General features: G+C 38.8%; 17 protein-coding genes and 1 pseudogene. 7 read left to right on the forward strand and 11 right to left on the reverse strand.

From position 1 onward, the window contains the following. Window positions 1-44: 44 nt before the first annotated feature. Window positions 45-1,376: an amino acid permease gene (locus LG402_RS18715; RefSeq protein WP_166539890.1), complete on the reverse strand. Its 1,332-nt coding sequence runs from the start codon at window positions 1,374-1,376 to the stop codon at window positions 45-47. Between the two features lie 666 nt (window positions 1,377-2,042). After that, window positions 2,043-4,877: an excinuclease ABC subunit UvrA gene (gene uvrA / locus LG402_RS18720; protein WP_109408444.1), complete on the reverse strand. Its 2,835-nt coding sequence runs from the start codon at window positions 4,875-4,877 to the stop codon at window positions 2,043-2,045. Window positions 4,878-5,129: 252 nt separating this feature from the next. Here uvrA and ssb1 point away from each other — a divergent pair, with 252 nt between their 5' ends. Both ssb1 and zur read left to right on the forward strand, forming a co-directional pair. Continuing rightward, window positions 5,130-5,657 carry a single-stranded DNA-binding protein SSB1 gene (gene ssb1 / locus LG402_RS18725; RefSeq protein ID WP_088494417.1) on the forward strand — a complete coding sequence of 176 codons (528 nt, stop codon included), beginning with the start codon at window positions 5,130-5,132 and terminating at the stop codon, window positions 5,655-5,657. A 342-nt stretch (window positions 5,658-5,999) separates the two neighbouring features. After that, complete coding sequence (gene zur / locus LG402_RS18730; RefSeq protein ID WP_166539889.1) at window positions 6,000-6,530, forward strand: zinc uptake transcriptional repressor Zur; 531 nt, start codon at window positions 6,000-6,002, stop codon at window positions 6,528-6,530. A gap of 46 nt (window positions 6,531-6,576) precedes the next feature. On the opposite strand, the pseudogene LG402_RS18735 reads toward zur, so the two are convergent. The 4 genes and pseudogenes from LG402_RS18735 to LG402_RS18750 form a co-directional block, all read right to left on the reverse strand. Beyond that, window positions 6,577-6,878, reverse strand: a pseudogene (locus LG402_RS18735) (type II toxin-antitoxin system RelE family toxin). Continuing rightward, window positions 6,868-7,122 carry a type II toxin-antitoxin system RelB/DinJ family antitoxin gene (locus tag LG402_RS18740; protein ID WP_166539888.1) on the reverse strand — a complete coding sequence of 85 codons (255 nt, stop codon included), beginning with the start codon at window positions 7,120-7,122 and terminating at the stop codon, window positions 6,868-6,870. Before LG402_RS18740 ends, LG402_RS18735 begins: the two are co-directional and overlap by 11 nt. A 160-nt stretch (window positions 7,123-7,282) precedes the next feature. Then, window positions 7,283-7,894, reverse strand: coding sequence for a transcriptional repressor LexA (gene lexA, locus LG402_RS18745; protein ID WP_072070935.1), 612 nt, complete (start codon window positions 7,892-7,894; stop codon window positions 7,283-7,285). A 127-nt stretch (window positions 7,895-8,021) separates the two neighbouring features. After that, window positions 8,022-8,393, reverse strand: coding sequence for a diacylglycerol kinase (locus LG402_RS18750; RefSeq protein WP_227336118.1), 372 nt, complete (start codon window positions 8,391-8,393; stop codon window positions 8,022-8,024). A gap of 130 nt (window positions 8,394-8,523) precedes the next feature. Here LG402_RS18750 and plsB point away from each other — a divergent pair, with 130 nt between their 5' ends. After that, window positions 8,524-11,007: a glycerol-3-phosphate 1-O-acyltransferase PlsB gene (gene plsB / locus LG402_RS18755; RefSeq protein WP_227336119.1), complete on the forward strand. Its 2,484-nt coding sequence runs from the start codon at window positions 8,524-8,526 to the stop codon at window positions 11,005-11,007. Window positions 11,008-11,109: 102 nt separating this feature from the next. Here plsB and ubiA read toward each other — a convergent pair whose 3' ends face one another. The 3 genes from ubiA to pgi all read right to left on the reverse strand — a co-directional run bounded on the left by ubiA (window position 11,110) and on the right by pgi (window position 14,370). Continuing rightward, window positions 11,110-11,964, reverse strand: a complete 855-nt coding sequence (ubiA, locus tag LG402_RS18760; RefSeq protein WP_109408451.1) for a 4-hydroxybenzoate octaprenyltransferase — start codon at window positions 11,962-11,964, stop codon at window positions 11,110-11,112. A gap of 28 nt (window positions 11,965-11,992) precedes the next feature. Beyond that, on the reverse strand, window positions 11,993-12,502 hold the full coding sequence (gene ubiC / locus LG402_RS18765) for a chorismate lyase (RefSeq protein ID WP_166539990.1): 510 nt from the start codon (window positions 12,500-12,502) through the stop codon (window positions 11,993-11,995). Window positions 12,503-12,723: 221 nt separating this feature from the next. Then, window positions 12,724-14,370 (reverse strand): glucose-6-phosphate isomerase, encoded by a 1,647-nt coding sequence (pgi, locus tag LG402_RS18770; RefSeq protein WP_227336120.1) that lies wholly within the window; start codon window positions 14,368-14,370, stop codon window positions 12,724-12,726. 265 nt (window positions 14,371-14,635) lie between these two features. Here pgi and lysC point away from each other — a divergent pair, with 265 nt between their 5' ends. Together lysC and LG402_RS18780 are read left to right on the forward strand one after the other, a co-directional pair. After that, window positions 14,636-16,015 carry a lysine-sensitive aspartokinase 3 gene (gene lysC, locus LG402_RS18775; protein ID WP_166539885.1) on the forward strand — a complete coding sequence of 460 codons (1,380 nt, stop codon included), beginning with the start codon at window positions 14,636-14,638 and terminating at the stop codon, window positions 16,013-16,015. Window positions 16,016-16,156: 141 nt separating this feature from the next. Then, window positions 16,157-16,942 carry a hypothetical protein gene (locus LG402_RS18780; protein ID WP_227336121.1) on the forward strand — a complete coding sequence of 262 codons (786 nt, stop codon included), beginning with the start codon at window positions 16,157-16,159 and terminating at the stop codon, window positions 16,940-16,942. Window positions 16,943-16,987: 45 nt separating this feature from the next. Here the strand turns inward: LG402_RS18780 and LG402_RS18785 are convergent, their stop codons facing one another. Continuing rightward, window positions 16,988-17,566: a hypothetical protein gene (locus LG402_RS18785; protein ID WP_208105138.1), complete on the reverse strand. Its 579-nt coding sequence runs from the start codon at window positions 17,564-17,566 to the stop codon at window positions 16,988-16,990. Between the two features lie 133 nt (window positions 17,567-17,699). Further along, window positions 17,700-21,377: a methionine synthase gene (metH, locus tag LG402_RS18790; RefSeq protein WP_166539883.1), complete on the reverse strand. Its 3,678-nt coding sequence runs from the start codon at window positions 21,375-21,377 to the stop codon at window positions 17,700-17,702. A 253-nt stretch (window positions 21,378-21,630) separates the two neighbouring features. Between metH and iclR the strand changes: the two genes are divergently transcribed. Both iclR and edd read left to right on the forward strand, forming a co-directional pair. After that, the gene (gene iclR, locus LG402_RS18795) at window positions 21,631-22,467 is read left to right on the forward strand and encodes a glyoxylate bypass operon transcriptional repressor IclR (protein WP_166539882.1); all 837 of its coding nucleotides are present in this window, start codon (window positions 21,631-21,633) and stop codon (window positions 22,465-22,467) included. A 305-nt stretch (window positions 22,468-22,772) separates the two neighbouring features. After that, a complete protein-coding gene (gene edd / locus LG402_RS18800) occupies window positions 22,773-24,629 on the forward strand; it encodes a phosphogluconate dehydratase (RefSeq protein WP_109408458.1) in 1,857 nt (618 codons plus the stop codon). Window positions 24,630-24,693: the final 64 nt, after the last annotated feature.

The following is a 24,693-nucleotide window of genomic DNA, read 5'->3' on the forward strand; positions in this document are numbered from 1 at the left end:
TTTAGTTTTTTACAACAACGTCTAACTAGAACCGAAGTTGGCGACTATGAGAATGCCAAGAACGGAGAGATAACGAGCAGTAAACCGGTAAAGATAATCAGGTATAGTGACGCACCTTTGTATTTGTGTAACATAGGTACTTTGTACACTAAGTATGCAGGGATAAGACAACCCACCATACCGAAGATTGGGCTACAAATTGAAGTGAAGCTCAATACTGGCGCATTAAGGATGATGGCTGCCCATGCTAGTAGTACGGCGAAAATCATGATGCCGTTTTGTACCCATTTTTGGTTAATCTTTTCAGTAGGGATATAACGTTGCAGAATATTCATCACAATCCCTTGTGTCGCTTCACGGAAACCTAAATAAACACCAAAGAATGCAGTCATTACGGCAAAAATATTGAGCATAACGCTAACAACTGTTACCCAACCGCCAGGGAAGAATTTCGCCGCAATCGCTAATGCTGAGATATTTTGTTCGTAGGCTTTAACGGCTTCATCATGGCCCATTGCTAATGTGAATGAGATTGCATAGAAGAAAACAGTACAGAACAACACACCGAAAGCGATGTTCATTGCACGTAACGCTTTATGACGAGCAACTTCACGGTTTTTATTACGACCACGGTAAGAGATAACCATTGGGCTTAATGTTTGGATAAACAGAATTGAAGTCAGTGTAAAAGGTAAAGTGATAATAGCTTCTTTAATTAAACGTCCTGCTGGTGGTAATGCGCCCACATTATAAAGATGCCACATACCAATCATGGAGATCCCTAATGCTGCAACAACAAACAGTTTAGTCAGTACCATAAAGCTTGATACTTTAAACAGTAATTGTTCACCACGAGAAGAGATAGCGACTAAGGCACAAATCAGGATCAAACCATAAAATGGATTTTCTGATAGCAAACCTTCAGTAACACCAAATGTTTGTAAGTAAGAAGCACTGTCATTAGTGATTGCTGTTGAATAAACAAACATCCAAATAACTAACATCACAAAGTAGAGTGCACCTAATAAAATACCCCAGTTTTTACCGAGATAGCCGGTAATAACGCTTGGATAGTCTTTACACTCTGGAGATTCAGCCAACGTATTAATAAATAAGCGTTGAAAAAGGTACATAGCTGGATAACCAATGATCGAAGATAATAGGAAAACCCATAATCCCATCAGGCCTACCTGCACAGGTAAAAATACAATACCTGCACCGATAGCCATACCGATACTCATGATAACCCAGCCCACATCATTGCCGTCGAATTTAATAGCCGCACGCCATTCTTGTTCAGTCATACCTGCGCGGCGAGCGCCAGCACTAGTTGCGGGATAGCTTGTGGTCTCTGTTTTTGAGGAAGCCGTTTCCATATTAGTACTCACTTTTTATATTGTAATTGTTAATAGCAAAACGAATTTTGGGGGTAAAAAAGCTCTATCTAACGTTGCGATATCAAAATAACCTTATTCTTTGCAGGCGTTATTTATTATGGGTAAATGATAGGGAATATTACGGAGAAAAAAGTTGTTATAAATCGTGATAGCCTGAAATGATTTGGAAAATAATTCTCCCTGAAGGAGAAAAGTAGGATTATCTGTTCAAAGAGCATAGTAAATAATAACCTTCCCTCTATTGTAACCCCAAGAAACACACAACCATTTGATTAATAAAGCAAAACACTTATTGTTATACAATAATAGTCAAGTATAACAATTGAAACAAATCACCAAATAAACTGTGCTGTCTATCACGATATACTATGATAATCTTTTCTATTTAGCTTTGTTGTATCGTATTTGGTTAAAATTACGTTACAAAACAGCATGAATAACTATTTAATCTATTTTTTTATAAAAATGAGAATTAATAATATAAAAATATATAAGGAAGTGAATGGTGAAAAGAGAATACTTTTTTCAATAGAATTAAATTCTATCATTTATGATAGATTTACTTTTCTAGAAGAAAAGCGCTACAAACAATAAAGAGTTTATTATCTGTAGCGCTTAGATTATAAGGGAATAAACAGCCTAGTACTAATAACCACGCTCTAGGATTGGCTTTAAGAATCTTGCGGTATGTGAGCCTTCAAATTCCGCAACTTGCTCTGGTGTGCCTGACACTAAAATTTGACCACCACCACTTCCGCCTTCAGGGCCAAGATCGACAATCCAGTCTGCAGTCTTGATCACATCAAGATTGTGTTCAATCACCACAATCGTATTACCTTGATCACGTAACTGATGAAGAACTTCAAGCAGTAACTCAATATCAGCAAAGTGAAGTCCTGTTGTGGGTTCATCTAAAATATAGAGTGTCTGCCCTGTGCCACGTTTTGACAACTCTTTCGCTAACTTAACCCGTTGTGCCTCACCACCTGATAATGTGGTCGCTGATTGCCCCAAACGAATATAAGACAACCCAACATCAATCAATGTTTGTAACTTACGAGCCAGCGCAGGAACAGCATCAAAAAACTCTCTTGCCTCTTCGATAGTCATATCCAAGGCTTCGTGAATATTTTTCCCTTTGTATTTAATTTCAAGAGTTTCACGGTTATAGCGCTGACCTTTACATTGATCACAAGGAACATAAACATCCGGTAAAAAGTGCATTTCAACTTTTAATACACCATCACCTTGGCAAGCTTCGCAGCGCCCACCTTTTACGTTGAAACTGAAACGACCTGGCGTATAACCACGAGTACGAGATTCAGGAACCCCCGCAAATAACTCACGAATAGGTGTAAAAACACCAGTATAGGTTGCGGGATTTGAACGAGGAGTTCGGCCAATTGGACTTTGGTTAATATCAATAACTTTATCGAAATACTCTAAACCTTCAACATCTAAATAAGGTGCAGGCACAATAGTTGTGGCACCATTTAATTGGCGTTGCGCAATAGGGAATAACGTATCATTGATAAGCGTTGATTTGCCTGAACCTGATACCCCCGTAATACAGGTAAATAAACCTACTGGTAATTTCAGATTTACATTTTTTAAGTTATTACCTTTTGCACCAAGAATGGTCAGCATTTTTTCTCGATCAACCGGAACACGCTGCTCTGGAATAGCGATACGGCGCTCACCACTTAAAAACTTACCTGTTAATGAGTTCGGATTATTAATGATATCTTCAAGTGTCCCCTGAGCAACAATCTCACCACCATGAACACCTGCACCAGGGCCAATATCGATAACATGATCTGCTGCACGGATAGCATCTTCATCATGCTCAACAACGATCACGGTATTACCTAAATTACGTAAGTGGATCAATGTTTCAAGTAGGCGATCGTTATCTCGTTGATGTAATCCAATAGAAGGCTCATCTAATACATACATAACGCCCACTAACCCAGCACCAATTTGGCTCGCCAAGCGAATACGCTGTGCTTCACCACCAGATAATGTTTCAGCTGAACGAGAAAGTGTGAGGTAATTTAAGCCAACATTGACCAAAAACTTCAGTCGATCGCCAATTTCTTTTAACACTTTTTCTGCAATCTTCGCTCTCTGCCCACTGAGCTTTAAGTTTTGGAAAAAGGTCATGGCATGACCAATGCTGTAATCTGCAATTTCAGGCAATGTTGTATTTTCAACATACACATGGCGAGCTTCACGACGTAAACGCGTACCACCACATGATGCACAAGGACGGTTACTAATGTACTTAGAAAGTTCTTCACGCACCGCGCTTGATTCTGTCTCGCGGTAACGGCGTTCCATATTATTTAGTACACCTTCAAAAGGATGATGACGAACAACAACATCGCCTCGGTCGTTAGTGTATTTAAATTCAATATTTTCTTTACCTGAGCCAGTCAAAACTATTTTTTGGATATTATCTGGCAAGGAATCAAACGGTGCTTCAACATCAAAATGATAATGTTCACTCAGTGAACGTAGCATCTGGAAATAGTAGAAATTACGACGATCCCATCCTTTAATCGCACCACCAGCAAGAGAGATCTCTCGATTTTGGATCACTAAATCGGGATCGAAAAATTGCTGCACACCTAAACCATCACAGGTTGGACAAGCTCCTGCAGGGTTGTTAAAAGAGAATAAACGAGGTTCTAACTCGCTCATGCTGTAGCCACAAACAGGACACGCGAAATTCGCAGAAAAAATAATGTCTTCTGCATTGTTATCATCCATATCAGAGATAACGGCAGTACCACCTGAAAGTTCTAACGCGGTTTCAAAAGATTCCGCTAGACGTTGAGCGAGATCGTCACGTACTTTAAAACGGTCAATTACCACTTCAATGGTATGTTTTTTCTGTAATTCTAATGTTGGTGGATCAGAAAGATCGCACACTTCACCGTCAATACGCGCGCGAATATAACCTTGAGCTGCAAGATTATTCAATAGCTTAATGTGCTCACCTTTACGCTCTTTCACCACTGGTGCTAACAGCATTAAACGCTTACCTTCAGGCTGTTCAAGCACATTATCAACCATTTGACTGACCGTTTGTGCGGCTAATGGAATATCATGATCAGGGCAACGAGGTTCACCAACGCGCGCAAATAAGAGACGTAGGTAATCGTGTATTTCGGTAATTGTTCCCACCGTTGAACGTGGGTTATGTGATGTAGATTTTTGTTCAATCGAAATAGCGGGAGATAAACCTTCAATGTGATCAACATCAGGTTTTTCCATTAACGAAAGAAACTGACGAGCATAAGCAGAAAGTGATTCAACATAACGTCGTTGTCCTTCTGCATAAAGCGTATCAAAGGCTAAAGAGGATTTACCTGAGCCTGAAAGTCCCGTAATAACAATAAGTTTATCGCGAGGAATGACCAAATTGATATTTTTTAGATTATGGGTGCGAGCGCCCCGTACTTCGATTTTATCCATGAATATATCCCGGATTGAGAGAGTCGCCGAAAAAGAAATAATCGGATAATTATGACACAAAGTTAACTGAATGGATATACAGTATATATAGTGAAATTGAATGATGATGTAAACCTGTCATTTTGAGACAAAAAAATATCGACAATGTTCACAATTGAGAAATTCATCACACGTCATATTCAAATTTTAGCGTACGTGATAAACTTATTCGCTTATGATTTCAAAAAATTTACTTTCGCAGGAGTACCTCACATGGCGAGCAGAGGCGTAAACAAAGTTATTCTTATCGGTAATTTAGGGCAGGATCCAGAAATCCGTTATATGCCAAGTGGCGGTGCAGTTGCCAACCTAACACTGGCAACATCAGAAAGCTGGCGCGATAAACAAACCGGTGAAATGAAAGAAAAAACCGAGTGGCACCGTGTGGTAATTTTCGGCAAATTAGCTGAAATTGCAGGCGAATATCTGCGTAAAGGTTCACAAGTGTATATCGAAGGTCAATTACAAACACGTAAATGGCAAGACCAAAGTGGTCAAGACAGATATAGCACTGAAGTTGTCGTTAACATCGGTGGCTCAATGCAGATGTTAGGTGGCCGTGGTGGTCAAGATGGCGCACCTTCACAAGGTGGTCAAGGCGGTTGGGGCCAACCACAACAGCCACAAGCATCACAACAATTTAGCGGTGGTGCGCAATCTCGCCCAGCACAACAACCCGCAGCAGCACCTGCACCAAACAATGAACCACCAATGGATTTTGATGACGACATTCCATTCTAAGGTTCAGAACAAATTATTTAAAACCATCTAAAAAATTAACCCAGCTTAGGCTGGGTTTTTTGTTGCTAATGATCAAAAAGCTATATCCCCATGTAAGCCAACTTGTTTACATAGAATAAATTCGCTTTACGCAGTAAATTGTTATGTGCTTATCTCTCTTCAAAGACACTTTCTTTATATTATTGAAAGAAAACATGTTCTTTTATCTAACAACAGTTCTCTTTAAAAAAAGAGCGTAATACCACAGTTATTTTCATAAAACCCCACTTTACACAAAGGTTTACTCTTGAAAAATATGATAGGATCTGTGTTATTAACAACGTCTGAGAGCATCTTATCCCCATGAATGAAGAGAAATTGCTCGCTCAGGCAGAAAAGATCTGCCAGAAACGAGGTGTTCGCCTGACTTCACAACGTCTGGCAGTATTACGTCTGATAATGCAGCAACCTTCTGCTATCAGCGCATATGATTTATTGGATTTATTACGCCAAGTTGAGCCACAAGCCAAACCACCAACAGTCTATCGCGGGTTAGAATTTTTACTTGAGCAAGGATTTATCCATAAAATAGAATCCACCAACAGTTATGTACTTTGTCATCATTTTGATGATGTTGAACATACGTCAGTCATGCTAATTTGTGACCGTTGCTTATCTGTCACAGAAAAAAATAGTCATAAAATCGAAGATGCGATTTCATTACTAGCAAAAGAGAGTGGATTTCATTTACGACATAGCGTCATCGAAATTCATGGATTGTGTTCACTGTGCTACGAAGCTCAAGAGTGTACACACCCTGAAGGTTGTCATCATGACCACAGTATGGATGATAATCTTAAGCAGAAAAAAACTGGTGACTATAAGCCACGCTGAGCTTATAAAATACAAAAAGCCAGCTAAATGCTGGCTAATACGTGTTCTACTTTTGAATTCTCACTTTAGCTAATGAATAAGCTTTACTCTCTTCTCGCTTACCAACAGCAATAACTAAAATCACAACTTCAGAATCAATAACTTGGTAAACCAATCGAAAACCAGATGCTCGTAATTTAATCTTATAGCAACCCGTGAGATCACCTTTTAAGCGAGCTGACTCTATATAAGGATATAAGGGTTTTCCTGCAATTTTTTTAATTTCTTTTTAAACTGCTCTTTAATGCTTTGATCGAGTTTCTGCCATTCTTTCAAGGCACGCTTATCAAACTCAATATTAAAGATCATCAATATTAACTTTTATACGTTTACTTGGTTTTTTCAAACGTTCACGTACAACAGCTAAAATATCCCCATCTTCATCCAGCTCCCCAACAACGACAGAAACTTCTGAGAAAGGTAATTTTTCATTTTCAGAAACATAACGTAGAAATAATCTTATGGCATCTGAAGGAGACAGGTTCATTTTTTCAAATACTTGATAAGCTTCTTTTTTGAGCTCATCGTCTACTCTAACTTGTATCGTTGTCATAAGCACCTCCGCAATTAAAACACATCATATTGTTATTACATTTGTAGTGCGGTGGTGTTTTTTTATACAAATTAGAAATAAAAAATGCAGATGATTTTGTGTTTTTACACATCATCTGCATCTTTTTAAAATAAGTTGTATTGACTTACTTTGGTACAAATTACAGCCATTCGCCGTTACGAATAACCCCTACTGCTAAACCTTCCACAGTAAAGCTTTGTTCGCGTAAATCGACGATGATAGGTGAAAACTCTGGGTTTTCTGCATGAAGTTCAATTTTATTACCACTTTTCTTAAAGCGTTTTACTGTCACTTCATCTTCAATACGTGCCACAATCACTTGCCCGTTATGAACATCTTGTGTTTTATGCACAGCAAGTAAGTCGCCATCCATAATACCGATATCTTTCATCGACATACCATTAACGCGCAATAAAAAATCTGCACTTGGTTTAAATAGCATTGGGTCAACTTGATAATGGCTTTCAATATGCTCTTGTGCTAAAAGTGGTTCACCAGCAGCAACTCGCCCAATTAATGGCAGTCCTTCTGGCTCTTCTTCCATCAGCAAACGGATACCTCTAGATGCACCAGAGATAATTTCTATCACGCCTTTACGAGCAAGAGCTTTTAAGTGCTCTTCTGCCGCATTTGGTGAGCGAAACCCAAGTTGGGAAGCTATTTCAGCCCGTGTTGGTGGCATACCCGTTTGCGAAATGTGATCACGAACCAAATCGTAAACCTGCTGCTGCCTTGCAGTTAATGCTTTCATTCCGCCCCCTGTTTGTTTATACAGTCAGACTGTGAGTATATACAGGTATATGACGATTTGAAACCTTAAATGAATATAAAACACGCATCTTTAGATTATTTTTCGACAAAAATCGAATTTTTTAACTTTATGCGAAGAAATGTCCCCAAAGAATGGTTACCCAAGTAAATAATCCCAATATAATAGCAATGAGAACGGCAGCAGAACCCATATCTTTTGCACGTCCTGATAATTCGTGGTATTCAGATCCAATTCGATCGACAACCGCTTCTATTGCACTATTTACCAGTTCCAAGATCACAACCAATACAACGGAACCAATGAGTAAAATGCGCTCTAGACCACTGACATCGATGAAAAATGAAAGGATAATTGCAACCAAGGCCACAATTGCTTCTTGTCTAAAAGCAGCTTCATTAATCCAAGCGGCACGAATGCCCTTGTATGAATAGCCACCAGCTTTGATGATTCGGGTAAGACCTTTATTTTGATTAGCCATAATAAACTCTATCGAAAACAAACGATTATTTTGTCACTTTTCTCTATTAATATTGTCACAGCACCACAGATCTACGAAAGACTTTCTGTTATGCTTTCGAAGTATTGCTAATAAGAGGCTACAACTATTTATGTCAGCTTGGCGTAAACTATATTATAACACATTGAATTTACCACTAAAATTACTGGTAAAAAGTAAACGAGTTCCGACTGATCCTATCACTGAGTTAGGGTTGGATACGTCGCGATCTTTCCTTTATGTGCTGCCTTATCATTCAAAGGCAGACTTACTGACATTAAGACAGCAATGTTTATCTTTAGGATTGCCTGATCCACTGCAACCTATTGAGATAGGCGGTACGAAGCTCCCAGCGTATGTCTTTATTGATGACGGCCCAAGAGTATTCCGTTACTACTCGCCCGATCCTCGTAAAGATTCCGTGAAAACATTCCACGCTTATCTTGATGCTCATCGTAATAATCCACACCTTGATATCGAGATGTTACCGGTTTCCGTGATGTTTGGTCGCTCTCCTGGCCGTGAAGGTCATAATGGCGTACCACATTTACGTGTGCTTAATGGTATCCAAAAATTTATCGCTATCCTCTGGTTAGGTCGTGATAGCTTTGTTCGTTTTTCACCCACCGTATCAATGCGTGAAATGGCGAACGAACACGGTACTGACACCAGTATAGCCCGAAAACTCGCACGCGTTGCGCGTATTCATTTTTCTCGCCAGCGTTTAGCCGCTGTTGGCCCAAAATTACCAGCACGTCAAGACCTCTTCAATAAATTGCTTTCATCGAAAGCCATTGAAAAAGCAATTGAAGATGAATCAAAAGCGAAAAAAATCTCACTGGATAAAGCGCGCAAAAATGCTACTGATATCATGGAAGAAATCGCAGCTAATTTCTCATATGAAGCTGTGCGTATTAGTGACCGCGTATTAAGTTGGACATGGAATAAGCTCTATCAAGGTATCAACGTCTATAATGCCGAACGTGTACGTAAGCTCGCACAAGATGGACATGAGATTGTTTATGTACCTTGCCACCGTAGCCACATGGACTACCTACTGCTTTCTTATGTGCTTTATCATCAAGGCTTAGTTCCTCCACATATAGCCGCGGGTATTAACCTTAATTTCTGGCCAGCAGGTCCAATTTTCCGCCGTTTAGGGGCTTTCTTTATCCGAAGAACCTTTAAAGGTAACAAGCTGTACTCCACCATTTTCCGTGAATATTTAGGTGAGCTATTTACACGAGGCTACTCTATTGAATATTTCGTTGAAGGTGGACGCTCACGTACAGGTCGATTGTTAGATCCTAAAACAGGAACACTTTCAATGACAGTACAAGCAATGTTACGTGGTGAAACACGCCCTATCTCTGTTGTTCCTATTTATATTGGGTATGAGCACGTTATGGAAGTGGCAACCTACGCCAAAGAATTACGTGGCGCAACAAAAGAGAAAGAAGGTTTTATGCAGATGGTGAGGGGTTTACGTAAATTACGTAATCTTGGCCAAGGCTATGTTAACTTTGGTGAACCTATCTCTGTTGCACAGTACTTAAATCAAGCGGTTCCACAGTGGCGTGATGATATTGATCCCATTGAGCCACAACGCCCAAGTTGGTTAAATCCAGCTGTAAGCGCATTAGCTGACAATATTATGGTTCATATCAATAATGCAGCCTCAATTAATGCAATTAACTTGGTCTCAACGGCACTGTTAGCATCACGTCAGCGAGCACTCACTAGAGAACAGCTGTTAGAGCAAGTCGATTGTTATCTGCAATTATTACGTAATGTGCCTTATTCGACTGACATGATTGTGTCTGATAAAAATGCTGAGGCGTTATTAGAACACGCCCTGCAATCAGATAAATTCTTAGTCGAAAAAGATAGTTTGGGTGATATTGTGGTGCTTCCTCGTGAAAGCGCGGTATTAATGACTTATTACCGTAATAACACGATCCATTTAATGATTACTCCATCGTTAATTGCTAGCATCATCTTGCATCATGAAAAAATCCATCGTGATGATTTAATGAAACAGGTTGAATTAATCTTCCCTCTAATTAAAGCAGAGTTATTTATTCGCTATGAGAAAGAAGAGCTACCTGAAGTCATTAATACCTTGATCGCAGAACTTTGTCGTCAGCGTCTAATCTGTTGTGATAGTGATGGCTTACTACGCATTAATCCTGCTCGTATTCGTCCATTACAGCTTTTAGCGGCTAGTGTCAGAGAAACATTACAACGTTATGGCATTACGCTGTCTTTACTCAATTTTGCTCCTGAAATTAGTCGTGCATTATTGGAAAAAGAGAGCCGTATCTTGGCACAACGTCTTTCTGTATTACATGGCATCAACGCACCTGAGTTTTTTGATAAAGCAGTATTCTCTACCTTAGTTTCAACACTGCGTGAAGAAGGCTATCTCAACGATAACGAAGATATCCTAAAAGCAGATGCATCAGCCCTTTACCAAGTGATTGCAAAATTAATGTCACCAGAAATTCGCTTAACCATTGAGAGTGTCGGTGTCACTGAAGATAACAATTCAGCACAGATAATGAATGAAAAAAATGAGCCTAAAGCTGATGAATAATCAGTAAATAACGCCATGACCGCAATAGAAAAGGGATAAGCGCATTGCTTATCCCTTTTTGTTTCTACTCAATGATAGAGAATACTTCAGCGCTTATTTATCTTAAAAATAACTAAATAAAATACCCGCAAATAAAACGAAACCAACATAATTATTATTCATAAAAGCTTGAAAACAAGGTGCTCTTTCACGCTCTGCAATCAGTTTTTGTTGATAGATAAAGAGCGCGGTAATGAGTAATATCGACCAATAATAGATACCTTTCATGTTCAGCAGAACACCAATACCCACGAGTAGCGCCAACATCATCAGTTGTAAAATACCGATAATAATTTTGTCATAACGACCAAACAAAATAGCAGTAGATTTTACGCCAATCTTTATATCATCATTGCGGTCAACCATCGCATATTGGGTATCGTAAATCACCGACCAGACAATATTAACAAGAAATAATAGCCAACATACTAATGGTAAGCTTTCAGAAACAGCAGCAAAACCCATTGGAATTGACCACCCAAAGGCCATACCTAAAATAAGCTGAGGTAGACTACTAAAGCGTTTAACAAAGGGGTAGAACCATGCTAGTGCAAGTCCTGCCACAGAGAGCCAAATTGTCATCGTATTGAGTGTAAGTACTAATCCAAATGACAAGATAACCAATACAATAAATAAAATTTTACTCTCTTTTTCTGTCACAGCCCCACTAGGTAATGGTCGATTTTTAGTTCGTTCAACGCTGCCGTCAATTTTTCTGTCAGCAAAGTCGTTTATTACACACCCAGCGGCACGCATAGAGAACACGCCAATAGTAAAGACAATCAGAATATGCCAATCAGGAAAACCTTTAGCCGCAATCCATAAAGCCCAATAAGTTGGCCAAAGTAATAATAGCGCTCCGATAGGTTTATCTATACGCATTAAACGGCTATATGCCTGCCATTTATTGTGCGTCATACTTCCCTCCAATTTTAGCTCCCCCTAATTACTTCTCATACACTGGTGATGCAGGTAGAAACACCTCGGTTAATAATAAAGGTTTATCTGAAAGCTGGAAACGAGAACGGCGTAGCCAATATCCATTTTGTTGCCCGATATGAATGAAATCACGGCTTAAGGTTGTTTCCTGAAACAGATAACGTCCAAGAGGAACGGTTCTTAAATTGACCAGTTTTCTATCTTCACCTGTCAGTGTCTCTTCTGGTACTAATGTTCGCCCTAATAACCAAGGAACATTATCACCACACAATACCACTTCTCTTAACCAATAACGCTGACTTTCAGGTAAACATGCTTTTTCATCAGCAGGCTCAATAATCTCAACAAATCCTTCTTGATAAGGCATCACTGTAACTTTTTGACAATGCTGTTCAAAGCGTCGCGTCATTGAGCCTAATTCCATTAACCAACTTAATGTACTTTCTTTAATATTTTCATGTTCCTCACTGGGCAACCAATGGATAGGAGCAGGGGTAATTATTGATTTTTTGAACATTATTTCATCATCACGCGTTGATGATCCTAGCTTGTGTGAGTCATGATACATAAGGATATCATGATGTGACTAAGGGAAGTTAAAAGCTGATAACATTTCGCATAAATAATCTAAAAAAGCGTTAAAAGAAAATCAGATTGAGCACGAAGCATTCAAAAAATAAAGGAGGCCATAAAAACCTCCTTTGTATCTAACCGACTACTTATATTCAATTTATTCGATTAACGCCATGCTTTGTAACGATTAATCAGGTTATTTGTTGAGCTATCATGGCTGTTAACACTTTCCTTACCTTTTAATTCAGGAAGAATGCGGTTAGCCAGCTGTTTACCTAATTCAACACCCCATTGGTCAAACGTGAAGATATTGAAAATAACACCTTGTACAAAGATCTTATGTTCATACATTGCAATCAATGCACCTAATGAATAAGGCGTAATTTCTTTTAACAGAATAGAGTTAGTTGGGCGATTACCTTCGAATACTTTGAAAGGTGCAACATATCCCATGGTTTTAGGATCTTTTCCTGCTGCCGCAAATTCAGCATCAACTTGCTCACGAGTTTTACCAAAAGCGAGCGCTTCTGTTTGAGCAAAGAAATTAGACATCAATTTTGCATGGTGATCTGATAATGGATTATGACTAATTGCAGGTGCAATAAAATCACAAGGGATAATTTTTGTACCTTGATGGATCAGTTGATAAAACGCATGTTGGCCATTTGTACCTGGTTCACCCCAAATAATAGGTCCCGTTTGGTAATTGACTTTATTTCCATCGCGATCAATATACTTACCATTTGATTCCATATTACCTTGTTGGAAGTAAGCAGCAAAACGATGCATGTACTGATCGTATGGCAGAATCGCTTCAGTTTCTGTGCCAAAAAAATTGTTATACCAAATGCCAATCAGTGCAAGGATTGTTGGGATGTTATTTTCAGCATCAGTGGTTCTAAAGTGGTTATCCATAGCATGAGCACCTTCCAATAATTGCTCAAAGTTGTCATAACCAACAGATAACGCGATAGATAAACCAATTGCTGACCATAATGAATAACGACCGCCAACCCAGTCCCAGAACTCAAACATATTGGCAGTATCAATACCAAATTTTTCAACTTCAGTGCTATTCGTAGATAACGCGACGAAATGTTTAGCGACAAAAACACTCTCTTTCGCTGATGCTAAGAACCAATCTCTTGCTGAATGCGCATTTGTCATGGTCTCTTGTGTCGTGAATGTTTTTGACGCAATTAAGAATAATGTAGTTTCGGGATCACATTTTTTTAGTGTTTCGGCAATATGAGTACCATCGACATTCGAAACGAAATGCATAGTAAGGTGGTTTTTATATGGGCGTAATGCTTCTGTTACCATATAAGGGCCGAGATCGGACCCACCGATACCAATATTTACAACATCAGTGATTGCTTTGCCTGTATAACCTTTCCATTCACCACTAATAATACGTTCACTGAATTTTTTCATTTTATTCAGTACTGCGTTAACTTCTGGCATAACATCTTTGCCATCAACGATGACAGGAGTATTGCTACGATTACGTAATGCAGTATGCAATACAGCACGATCTTCAGTACGGTTGATTTTTTCACCCGTAAACATGCTATTTATCGCACCTTCTACGTCACATTCCTTCGCTAAAGCCTGCAATTTATCTAATGTTTCTTTCGTAATACGGTTTTTTGAAAAATCCACTAGAATTTGGTCTGAAAATACTTTTGAAAATTGCTCAAAGCGTGATGGTTCCTGAGCAAAAAGCGTTTTCATATCGGTATCTTTGATAACCGAAAAATGGTTTTCTAATGCCTTCCAAGCTAGGGTTTGAGTTGGGTTTACATTTTTCATTCACAATACTCTCTTAAGATTACAATCCAATATTCTCAGATTGTAGCCTGACATTTAATAGTTACAGTCAATTCTTTCTCATTTGATGATATTGGTCAAAACCAATCAACAAATCTAGTACTAATTACTTACATAGGTAAAACCGATAATGTGGTGCTGATTATTAATTAAATTGATTATTCTTCACTCTGCATTGACTCTCTACTTAATAACCGATATTCCTAATTGTGTCCAACATCTCATTTTTGCCTAAAGGAATACGACAATGACTGATAATACTGCTACGCCTTCATCTTCATCATCACCATACACTATCGCTAAATTTGGTGGCACGAGTGTTGCTAACTATTCAGCAATGGAAAAATGTGCAGATATTATCCTGAAACAAAAGTCAGTTCGTGTCGTCGTTCTTTCCGCATCTGCAGGAGTCACTAATCTACTGATTGAACTTGCAGCAGGCACTGAGCCTTCACAACGAGAAGCTTTACTTTCACAAGTCCGCGATATTGAGTACGCGATTATCAATCAACTCTCTCAGCCAGAAATTATTTCCCAAGAAATAAACCGCCTGCTTGAAAATATTGAGATGCTCTCTGAAGCGGCCACGTTAGCTACTTCTGATGCATTAACAGACGAACTTGTAAGTCATGGTGAATTAATGTCAACCTTACTTTTCGTTGAGTTACTGCGTGAAAATGGCATACAAGCGGATTGGTTTGATGTCAGAAAAGTGATGAAAACGAACGATCTATTTTGTCACGCTGAGCCTGATATGGTGCAATTAACCGAACTCACACAAAGCCTTCTTCAGCCTCGTCTAGATGAAACAGTTATTGTCACACAAGGCTTTATTGGTCAAGAGCCAAAAGGTAGAACCACAACTCTAGGTCGTGGTGGTAGCGACTATACGGCTGCATTGATTGGTGAAGCACTAGGAATGTCTCGTGTAGATATCTGGACGGATGTACCAGGCATTTACAGCACTGATCCAAGAATAGTGCCAGAGGCGCATCGTATTGATCAAATCGCCTTTGATGAAGCGGCAGAGATGGCAACCTTTGGCGCTAAAATATTACACCCCGCTACATTATTGCCTGCTGTTCGTAGTGGCATTCCGGTATTTGTTGGCTCAAGTAAAGCGCCCGAAGAAGGCGGTACGTTAGTTTGTGCACAAACAGAAAATCCACCTGTATTCCGTGCGATTGCACTGCGTAGAAAGCAAACATTGCTCACGTTACATAGCCTGAAAATGCTTCATGCGCGTGGTTTCTTGGCTGAAATTTTCACCATTTTATCGCGCCATCATATTTCGGTTGATGTGATAACAACATCTGAAGTCAGTATTGCTTTAACCCTTGATACAACAGGTACAACAAATTCATCAGGCAGTTTATTAACAAATGCCTTATTAACCGAGCTTTCTGCATTATGCCGTGTTGAAGTAGAAGAAGATCTGGCGTTAGTTGCCGTGATTGGTAACTCTCTTTCACAGGTAAATGGTTTAGGTATTAAGATTTTCGGCACATTAGAAAATTACAATATTCGTATGATTAGCCACGGTGCAAGTACTCATAATTTATGTTTATTAGTTGATGGCAAAGATGCGGATAATATTGTGCGTAAATTGCATGATACTTTGTTTTAACACATTCACATTGAAAAGAGAGATAAAAATTTTATCTCTCTCAAAATTCAACCTTTATTGCTGAAAAGGTGCAAGCTTTAAAGAACTTCATTTAATAATAATTAGAATCAAAGCCTAATTCTATTAATGGAGTATTAAAAAATGCATATAACTAGCAATAACAGCATGAGTATAAGTGAAATTATAAGTAATAAAATTAGCACTAATAAGCCTCATACTAGTATTCTTACAGATATAAAAAAAGAAATTAATTCTTTGCACAATAATTCAGTTACGCTGAATATTCCTCTCGATACCACGCTCTCTCTTTTAAAATATATAGAAGATAAGCGTCCTATTTCTAAAAATATAGATGCCATATACAATCTAGAATTAGTCGATAAGGATAGCCTTTCCTCTATGATTGATATACATCATAGAGAAAAGAAAAAAGACCATTCAGCTATTAGCCTTTATTCAGATATATTAAAAAGAATAGGCATAAATACTACAAATAAAGAAATTCAGCTTACAAAGGAATTTATGAAACTATCTGATAAAATCATAGAAAATCACACCAAAATAAAAAAAATAATAAAAGTTCTAGATAGTTATTTTCAAAACCTTAAAGACAAACTAGATGAAACACCAGAACTCGAAAAGAAAATAAATGAATATGATGACCAAAATACAATTCTCTCAAGCTTAATTAAATACAATACATCACAAAAAAACATAGGAATGAAAATTGAAGAAGAAACAAGTAAAGCCAAGAAGTATAATGAAAATTTAAATAAAGCCATTGATGAACTATGTACAATTACTTTAAATTATATATCTATATTAGAAAATAGTGACAAATTAAAAGATCATAATAAAATATTAGAATTAATAACAAATCATAAAGAAAGCATAGAAAAAATAAATACCACTTATCTTAAATTTTAATATTTAATCTAGGCTTCTTTTTCTAGAAGCCTAGCTTCTAATAAATTAATAAACCCGATAACCACCATATTTCTTAGCAAATTGATTAAACTTACCAAAATCAATTAAAGCAATTTCTAAAGAACGATGAGCAAGATGTGACATATTTGCAATTTTTTCAACGAAAACTCGGTTATCTTCCAGCAATTTAGCGGTAAGTGTAGCTGCAATTATTTCGCACTCTTTAGGTGTCACAATCCAACCATCATTAGTGGCAAATTTACAAATAGGAATATTGCCTTCTTTCTCACTCTCTTTGGCTAATAACGCTTCTTCTTCTTTCATCGCCTGCTTAAATAACACAATTTCTTCTTCAACAGGCTCTGGAGTAGTAGGAATTTTATGATAAAGATAATCCCCCACTTCTTCGATTCGTGCAGGCGTCATTTCTGCTTTTAGCCAAATATTATCAAATACTTTTTCGTCTAAAATTGCCTCTGTATCTAAACTTCCTGTTAATTGCATCAGATTTAAAAAAGCATTAATTAAAACTTCACTTAATGGATAATTTCCTTTTGCCAAAGAAGGAAATGGCACTTCAGCGCCAGCAGGTGGGGTTTTCTGAAGGTACAAAGTATAGTTCATTGTAATGTCCTTTTTTCTGATACAGGTTTACAGCTTAAACATCTTTAATGGGATCGACTAGTGAAAATAACAAGGGGATATTACTATCCCCTCACTATTTATTACATTATTGAGATCTAAAAATAAAAACAAACTAAGATTCATATCCTAAATTAGGCGCTAACCAACGCTCAACTTCTCTTATACTCATTCCTCGACGTTTTGCGTAATCTTCAACCTGATCTTTTTGAATTTGAGCAACCGCGAAATATTTACTTTCAGGATGACTAAAATACCAACCCGATACTGAAGCACCAGGCCACATGGCATAAGCATCTGTTAGTTTCATCCCAATGCGATTTTCAACATCAAGTAATTGCCAAATTTTCGCTTTTTCTGTGTGCTCAGGACAAGCAGGATATCCCGGCGCAGGTCGCGTTCCTTGATATTTCTCTCGAATAAGTTCGTCATTAGAGAGATTTTCATCAGGGCTATAGCCCCAAATTTTTGTTCTCACTTGTTGGTGAAGATATTCTGCAAAAGCTTCAGCAAGACGATCCGATAACGCTTTCACCATAATTTTATTGTAATCATCATGGGCATTATCATACGCATTGGCGAGCGTGTCTTCTTCTAGCCCTCCAGTTACAGCAAAAGCACCGAAATAATCAGGAACACCACTTTCCACTGGCGCAATAAAATCGGCTAAACAGTAGTTAGGAAACTCTTTTTTCTCTGTTTGCTGGCGCAAATGGCAACTGTGCAATAACTCATGTTGTCGGCTTTCATCTTGATAAATAACAATATCATCACCCAAACGATTAGCAGGAAAGATCCCCATAATACCTTTAGGCGTGAGTAAGTTTTCATGACTTAGCTTATCCAGCATCGCGTTCGCATCAGCGAATACCCGTTTCGCTTCTTCACCGACCACGTCATCTTCTAAAATACGAGGATATTTACCTGCTAAAGACCACGTCATAAAGAAAGGCGTCCAGTCGATATATTCACGTAGCACATCAATGCTTGCAGTAATTTCTTGCACACCAAGTTGGTTCGGTTTGGGTGGCGTGTAATTTTGCCAATCAATTTTAAGTGCATTGGATCGCGCAATGTCTAAAGCGACCGGTGGTGTACGTGGTTTTTTTCTAGCGTATTGCTGGCGTACGACTTCATATTCGCGCCGTGTTTTTGCAACAAAATCCGCTTTTTGTGTTTCAGATAATAGAGCTGCAACAACACCGACCGTACGTGATGCATTCTGCACGTAAACAGTAGGATGACTATAATTTGGTTCTATTTTTACAGCTGTATGGGCTTTAGACGTTGTTGCACCACCAATCATTAATGGTAACGAAAAACCTCGCCTTTCCATCTCTTTAGCCACATTCACCATTTCATCAAGTGACGGAGTAATCAGACCTGAAAGACCAATAATATCAACTTTTTCATCAATCGCCGTTTGCAGGATCTTATCGCAAGGTACCATTACCCCCAGATCGATAATCTCATAGTTATTACACTGCAAAACAACTCCGACAATATTTTTACCAATATCGTGAACATCCCCTTTTACAGTAGCGAGTAAAATTTTACCTGCGGAAGTACCTGCTTGTTTTGTTGCTTGAATATAGGGTTCAAGATAAGCAACGGCTTGTTTCATCACCCTTGCTGATTTCACTACTTGAGGTAAAAACATTTTCCCTTCGCCAAACAAATCACCCACTGTATTCATACCATTCATCAATGGTCCTTCAATAACTTCAATTGGGCTTGATGCTTGTTGACGACAAGCTTCCGTATCTTCAACAATAAATTCAGTGATCCCTTTAACTAAGGCGTACTCTAAGCGTTTTTCTACATCCCATTGACGCCATTCAGCAAGTTGATGGTTTTGTTCATCATTTTTCGTTCCACGATAACGCTCTGCCAATGCTAATAGATTATCTGTGCTTTCTTCATGGCGATTTAAAATAACGTCTTCAACCGCATTACGCAGTTCATCTGGCAATGAGTCGTAAATAGCAAGTTGCCCTGCATTCACAATCCCCATATCCATGCCATTTTTTACGGCGTAATAAAGAAAAACAGAGTGAATAGCTTCACGAACAGGATCGTTACCCCGGAATGAGAATGAAACGTTAGACACCCCGCCAGATATTAAAGCATAAGGTAATTGAGATTTAATATCTGCACAGACCTCAATAAAATCAACAGCATAATTATTATGTTCAGCAATGCCTGTCGCGACTGCAAAAATATTAGGATCAAAAATAATATCTTCAGGAGGAAAACCGGCTTGCTCTGTTAATAACTGATAAGCTCGACGACAGATTTCGATTTTACGCTCTCGAGTATCCGCTTGTCCCACTTCATCAAACGCCATAACAACGACAGCGGCACCATATTTACGCACTAATTTAGCATGTTCAAGAAAAGGTGTTTCTCCCTCTTTCATTGAAATTGAGTTAACAATTCCTTTGCCTTGGATACACTTTAATCCCTCTTCGATTACTTCCCATTTTGAAGAGTCGATCATCACCGGAACCTTGGCAATATCAGGCTCACCAGCAATAAGATTGAGAAAACGTGTCATGGCTTCAACCGCATCTAGCATGCCTTCATCCATGTTGATATCGATGATTTGAGCACCATTCTCAACTTGCTGACGTGCAACATCCAATGCTTCTTGGTAATTGCCTTCTTTTATCAAGCGCTTAAATTTCGCCGAGCCTGTTACGTTAGTTCGTTCCCCCACATTTACAAACAATGAGTTCTCATCAATCGCTAAAGGCTCTAAACCTGAAAGGCGACACGCTTTCTTAAGAGTCGGTAATACTCTTGGTGCGATACCTTCTACTGCTTGTGAAATTGCAAGAATATGTGCAGGTGTTGTTCCACAACATCCCCCCACAATATTGAGAAAACCAGCTTGCGCCCACTCTTTAATTTGCTCAGCCATTTCTTGAGCATCTAAGTCATAACCTCCAAATGCGTTAGGTAAACCCGCATTAGGGTGAGCGCTGACATAGGCTTCAGAAATTTGCGAAAGTGTTTGAATATATTGGCGTAATTCTTTAGGGCCTAACGCACAGTTTAAACCAAATGAGAGTGCATCAGCATGACGTAATGAGTGGTAGAACGCTTCTGTTGTTTGCCCCGTTAAAGTTCTTCCTGAAGCATCTGTAATGGTGCCTGAGATCATCACAGGTAATTCAATATTTAGCGCTTCAAATTCACATTTAATCGCAAAAATAGCGGCTTTCGCATTTAATGTGTCGAAAATAGTTTCGACCATAATTAAATCGACACCGCCTTTAATTAGTCCTCGAATCGCTTCTCGATAAGCATCCACCAGCTTATCAAATGAAACATTACGAAATGCAGGATCATTAACATCAGGAGATATGGACGCCGTTCTATTTGTTGGTCCTAAAACACCAGCAACATAACGTGGTTTATCAGGTGTTAAAGCACTCCATTTATCTGCACAGATTTTTGCTAATTTTGCAGCTTCTTCATTCAACTCAAAACAGAGCGACTCCATCTGATAATCAGCCATCGCAATGGACGTTGAGTTAAAGGTATTGGTTTCAACAATATCAGCACCCGCTTGAAAATAAGCATCATGTATATCTGCAATAATCTGGGGTTGTGTTAACACTAAAAGGTCATTATTTCCTTTAACATCACAACCCCAATTAGCAAAACGCTCACCTCGATAATCAGCTTCTGTCAGTTGATATTGCTGGATCATTGTACCCATTGCACCATCAAGTACTAAGATACGTTTTTCTAATGCTTCTACCAGTTGTTGTTTTATGTTTGCCACGTTGCTTCCTCTTAATCGAGAATGTTTTTATTCTTATTTCTTTATTTTTCTTTCGTTGTTTTTTTATCCTACCATATCTTTTTAGAAAGATTTCTAAGACGAAGATGAGAGATTTTCACTCAGTAATAAATGCTTTTAATAAATATTTCTTATCACACACTTTGTTTTGAAAAATGCAGTGATCGGAGGAGTTTTATTATGCGAGATAGTTCATAATAGATATTAATATGGATAGCATTTCTGGAGTGTATGCATGACAGTTTCCCCTACAAATAAAAAAGCGCGTAAGACGAAAACAACTGCCACTCAAAGTACTGCACAAGGAGGCCCCGTTCAGTCATTAAGCCGTGGACTGACATTATTGGAATATATTTCCGAATCTCCGGGGGGTATCGCCCTAACAGATCTCGCCTTTCAAGCTGGATTGCCTAATTCCACAACACACCGTTTACTCACGACACTTCAGCAACATGGTTTTGTCCGTCAAGTTGGAGATTTAGGATTGTGGGTTGTTGGTACACACGCCTTTATTGTTGGCAGTAGCTTTCTGCAAACTCGTAATCTTTTAGTAATGGTGCATCCTATTTTGCGCCAGTTGATGGAAGATTCTGGTGAAACCGTCAATCTGGCTATTCTTGACCAAATTGAATTTGATGCCGTGATTGTCGATCAAGTGCAATGTAATGCACTAATGAGAATGTCGGCTCCTATTGGTGGTAAATTACCGATGCATGCTTCAGGTGCTGGTAAAGCATTTCTTTCGACGTTGCCAGAAAATAAATTGCTACCGCTACTCCAGAAAAAAGGCTTAATGGCCTATACACCTCACACCAGAACACTCCCTTCTTCTTTAAAAGAAAATTTGGATCAAGCTCGTAAACAAGGTTTTTCTTTCGATGATGAAGAGCATGCTTTAGGCTTACGCTGTATTGGTGCTTGTATTTATGATGAACACCACCAGCCTTTTGCTGCAATTTCACTTTCAGGCCCTGTTTCTAGAATGACTGATTCACGTATCACTGAATTAGGCGCTATGGTTATCAAAGCCGCAAAACAAATTAGCCGTGAATATGGTGGTATAAAAAGCTGATCCTATCTTTCACCTTCCTCGTTACCAAACAATGAGGAAGGAACTCCCTAATTAAACCGATTCAGCTTTTTAAAAAGGCAGAGTTTCGGCTTTATATTCGTTAAATATTAAAAAACTGTTATTTATCACCTAAAAAAATTGATGTTGATCACAGATGTTGTTTAAGACGCATTAAGAGTATTGCAACTCTTCTTGTTACCCGTAACAATGTTACCGGTAACAAATACTATAGCTAAATTAAAATACGCTCTATTCATAGCCGATAGTAACGCTCATCACCCTGTGTGAATAAAGGAAGCATCATTATGAACCCTAAAAACCATAACCCAATTCAGAACGACTTTGTTCCGCTTAACGAGACTGTAAAACAGGTAACAGAGCGCATTATTGTTCGCTCACAATTGACTCGTCGTGCTTATCTGAAAAAAATCGAAGCTGCAAAAAGCCAAACAGTACATCGTGCTCAATTAGCTTGCGGTAATTTGGCTCATGGTTTCGCTGCTTGTCAGGCTGATGATAAAAATCGCCTGAAAAATATGGTTCATAATGATATTGCCATTATCACTGCTTACAATGATATGTTGTCAGCTCATCAGCCGTATGAAAATTATCCCCAGAAAATTAAAAAGGCATTACATGCTGTTGGTGCCGTAGGGCAAGTTGCAGGTGGTGTTCCTGCTATGTGTGATGGTGTAACTCAAGGTCAAGATGGGATGGAACTATCACTCCTGAGTCGGGATGTGATTGCGATGTCAGCGGCTGTCGGTTTATCTCATAATATGTTTGATGGTGCACTCTATTTAGGGATCTGCGATAAAATTGTTCCTGGACTGACAATGGCAGCACTCTCTTTTGGTCATCTTCCTGCTATTTTTGTTCCTGCTGGCCCAATGACGAGTGGTTTACCCAATAAAGAAAAAGTGCGTATTCGCCAACTTTATGCTGAAGGTAAAGTGGATCGTCATGCATTGTTAGAAGCCGAAGCAGCGTCTTACCATAGTATTGGCACCTGCACCTTTTACGGTACAGCGAACTCAAATCAGATGGTCATGGAAATGATGGGGTTACATTTACCCGGTGCTTCTTTTGTTCATCCAGATACCCCCTTGCGTGATGCATTGACGGATGCAGCGGCTAACCAAATAGTACGCCTTACTGAAAACTCAGGTAATTACCTCCCTATCGGTCAATTAGTTGACGAGAAGGTCATTGTAAACGGCATTATTGCTCTATTAACAACGGGTGGATCAACTAACCTAACAATGCACTTAGTTGCAATGGCACGCGCGGCTGGCATTATCATTAATTGGGATGATTTCTCTGAACTTTCACAAGTTGTGCCACTGATTGCTCGTATTTATCCTAATGGCCCTGCCGATATCAACCAGTTTCAAGCAGCAGGGGGTATCGCACTGATTATTCGCGAACTACTGAAAAAAGGCTTAATTCATCGTGATGTTAATACTGTTGCAGGATTTGGCATTGAGCGTTATACCTTAGAACCTTGGTTAAATGAGGGTAAACTTGATTGGCGCGAAGGTACAACAAGCTCTTTAGATAAAGATGTTATTGCTGATATCAATACACCATTCTCATCACATGGTGGTACACAAGTGATGCAAGGTAATTTAGGCAGAGCTGTAATGAAAACTTCAGCCGTACCTGATGAAAATAAAATTATCGAAGCCCCTGCTGTGGTGTTTAATAGCCAACATGATATTGCCGCTAAATTTGAAGCCGGTGAGCTAAATAAAGATTGTGTTGTGGTTGTGCGTTATCAAGGGCCACAAGCCAACGGTATGCCAGAATTACATAAATTAATGCCACCACTGGGGGTGTTAATGGATAAAGGCTACAAAGTAGCATTAGTTACCGATGGCCGACTTTCAGGCGCATCTGGTAAAGTACCTGCCGCAATTCATGTCACTCCTGAAGCTATTAATGGTGGTTTATTATCCAAAGTGCACGATGGTGATATCATTCGTGTTAATGGTAAAACAGGTGAGTTAACACTCCTTGTTGATGAACAAACGCTCAATGCTCGCCAAGATAAGATGCCTGATTTAAGTGCGAACGACATAGGCTGTGGCCGTGAACTATTTGTGAATTTGCGTCGTCATTTATCCGGAGCTGAACAAGGTGCTTGTTGTATTGATTTTTAATAGCAACAAGTCTAATGCCTAACGAAGAGCAGATTTAATTCATTTGCTCACCATTTTCTAATTA

Source organism: Proteus sp. NMG38-2 (genome assembly GCF_020640995.1).
GTDB lineage: Bacteria > Pseudomonadota > Gammaproteobacteria > Enterobacterales > Enterobacteriaceae > Proteus.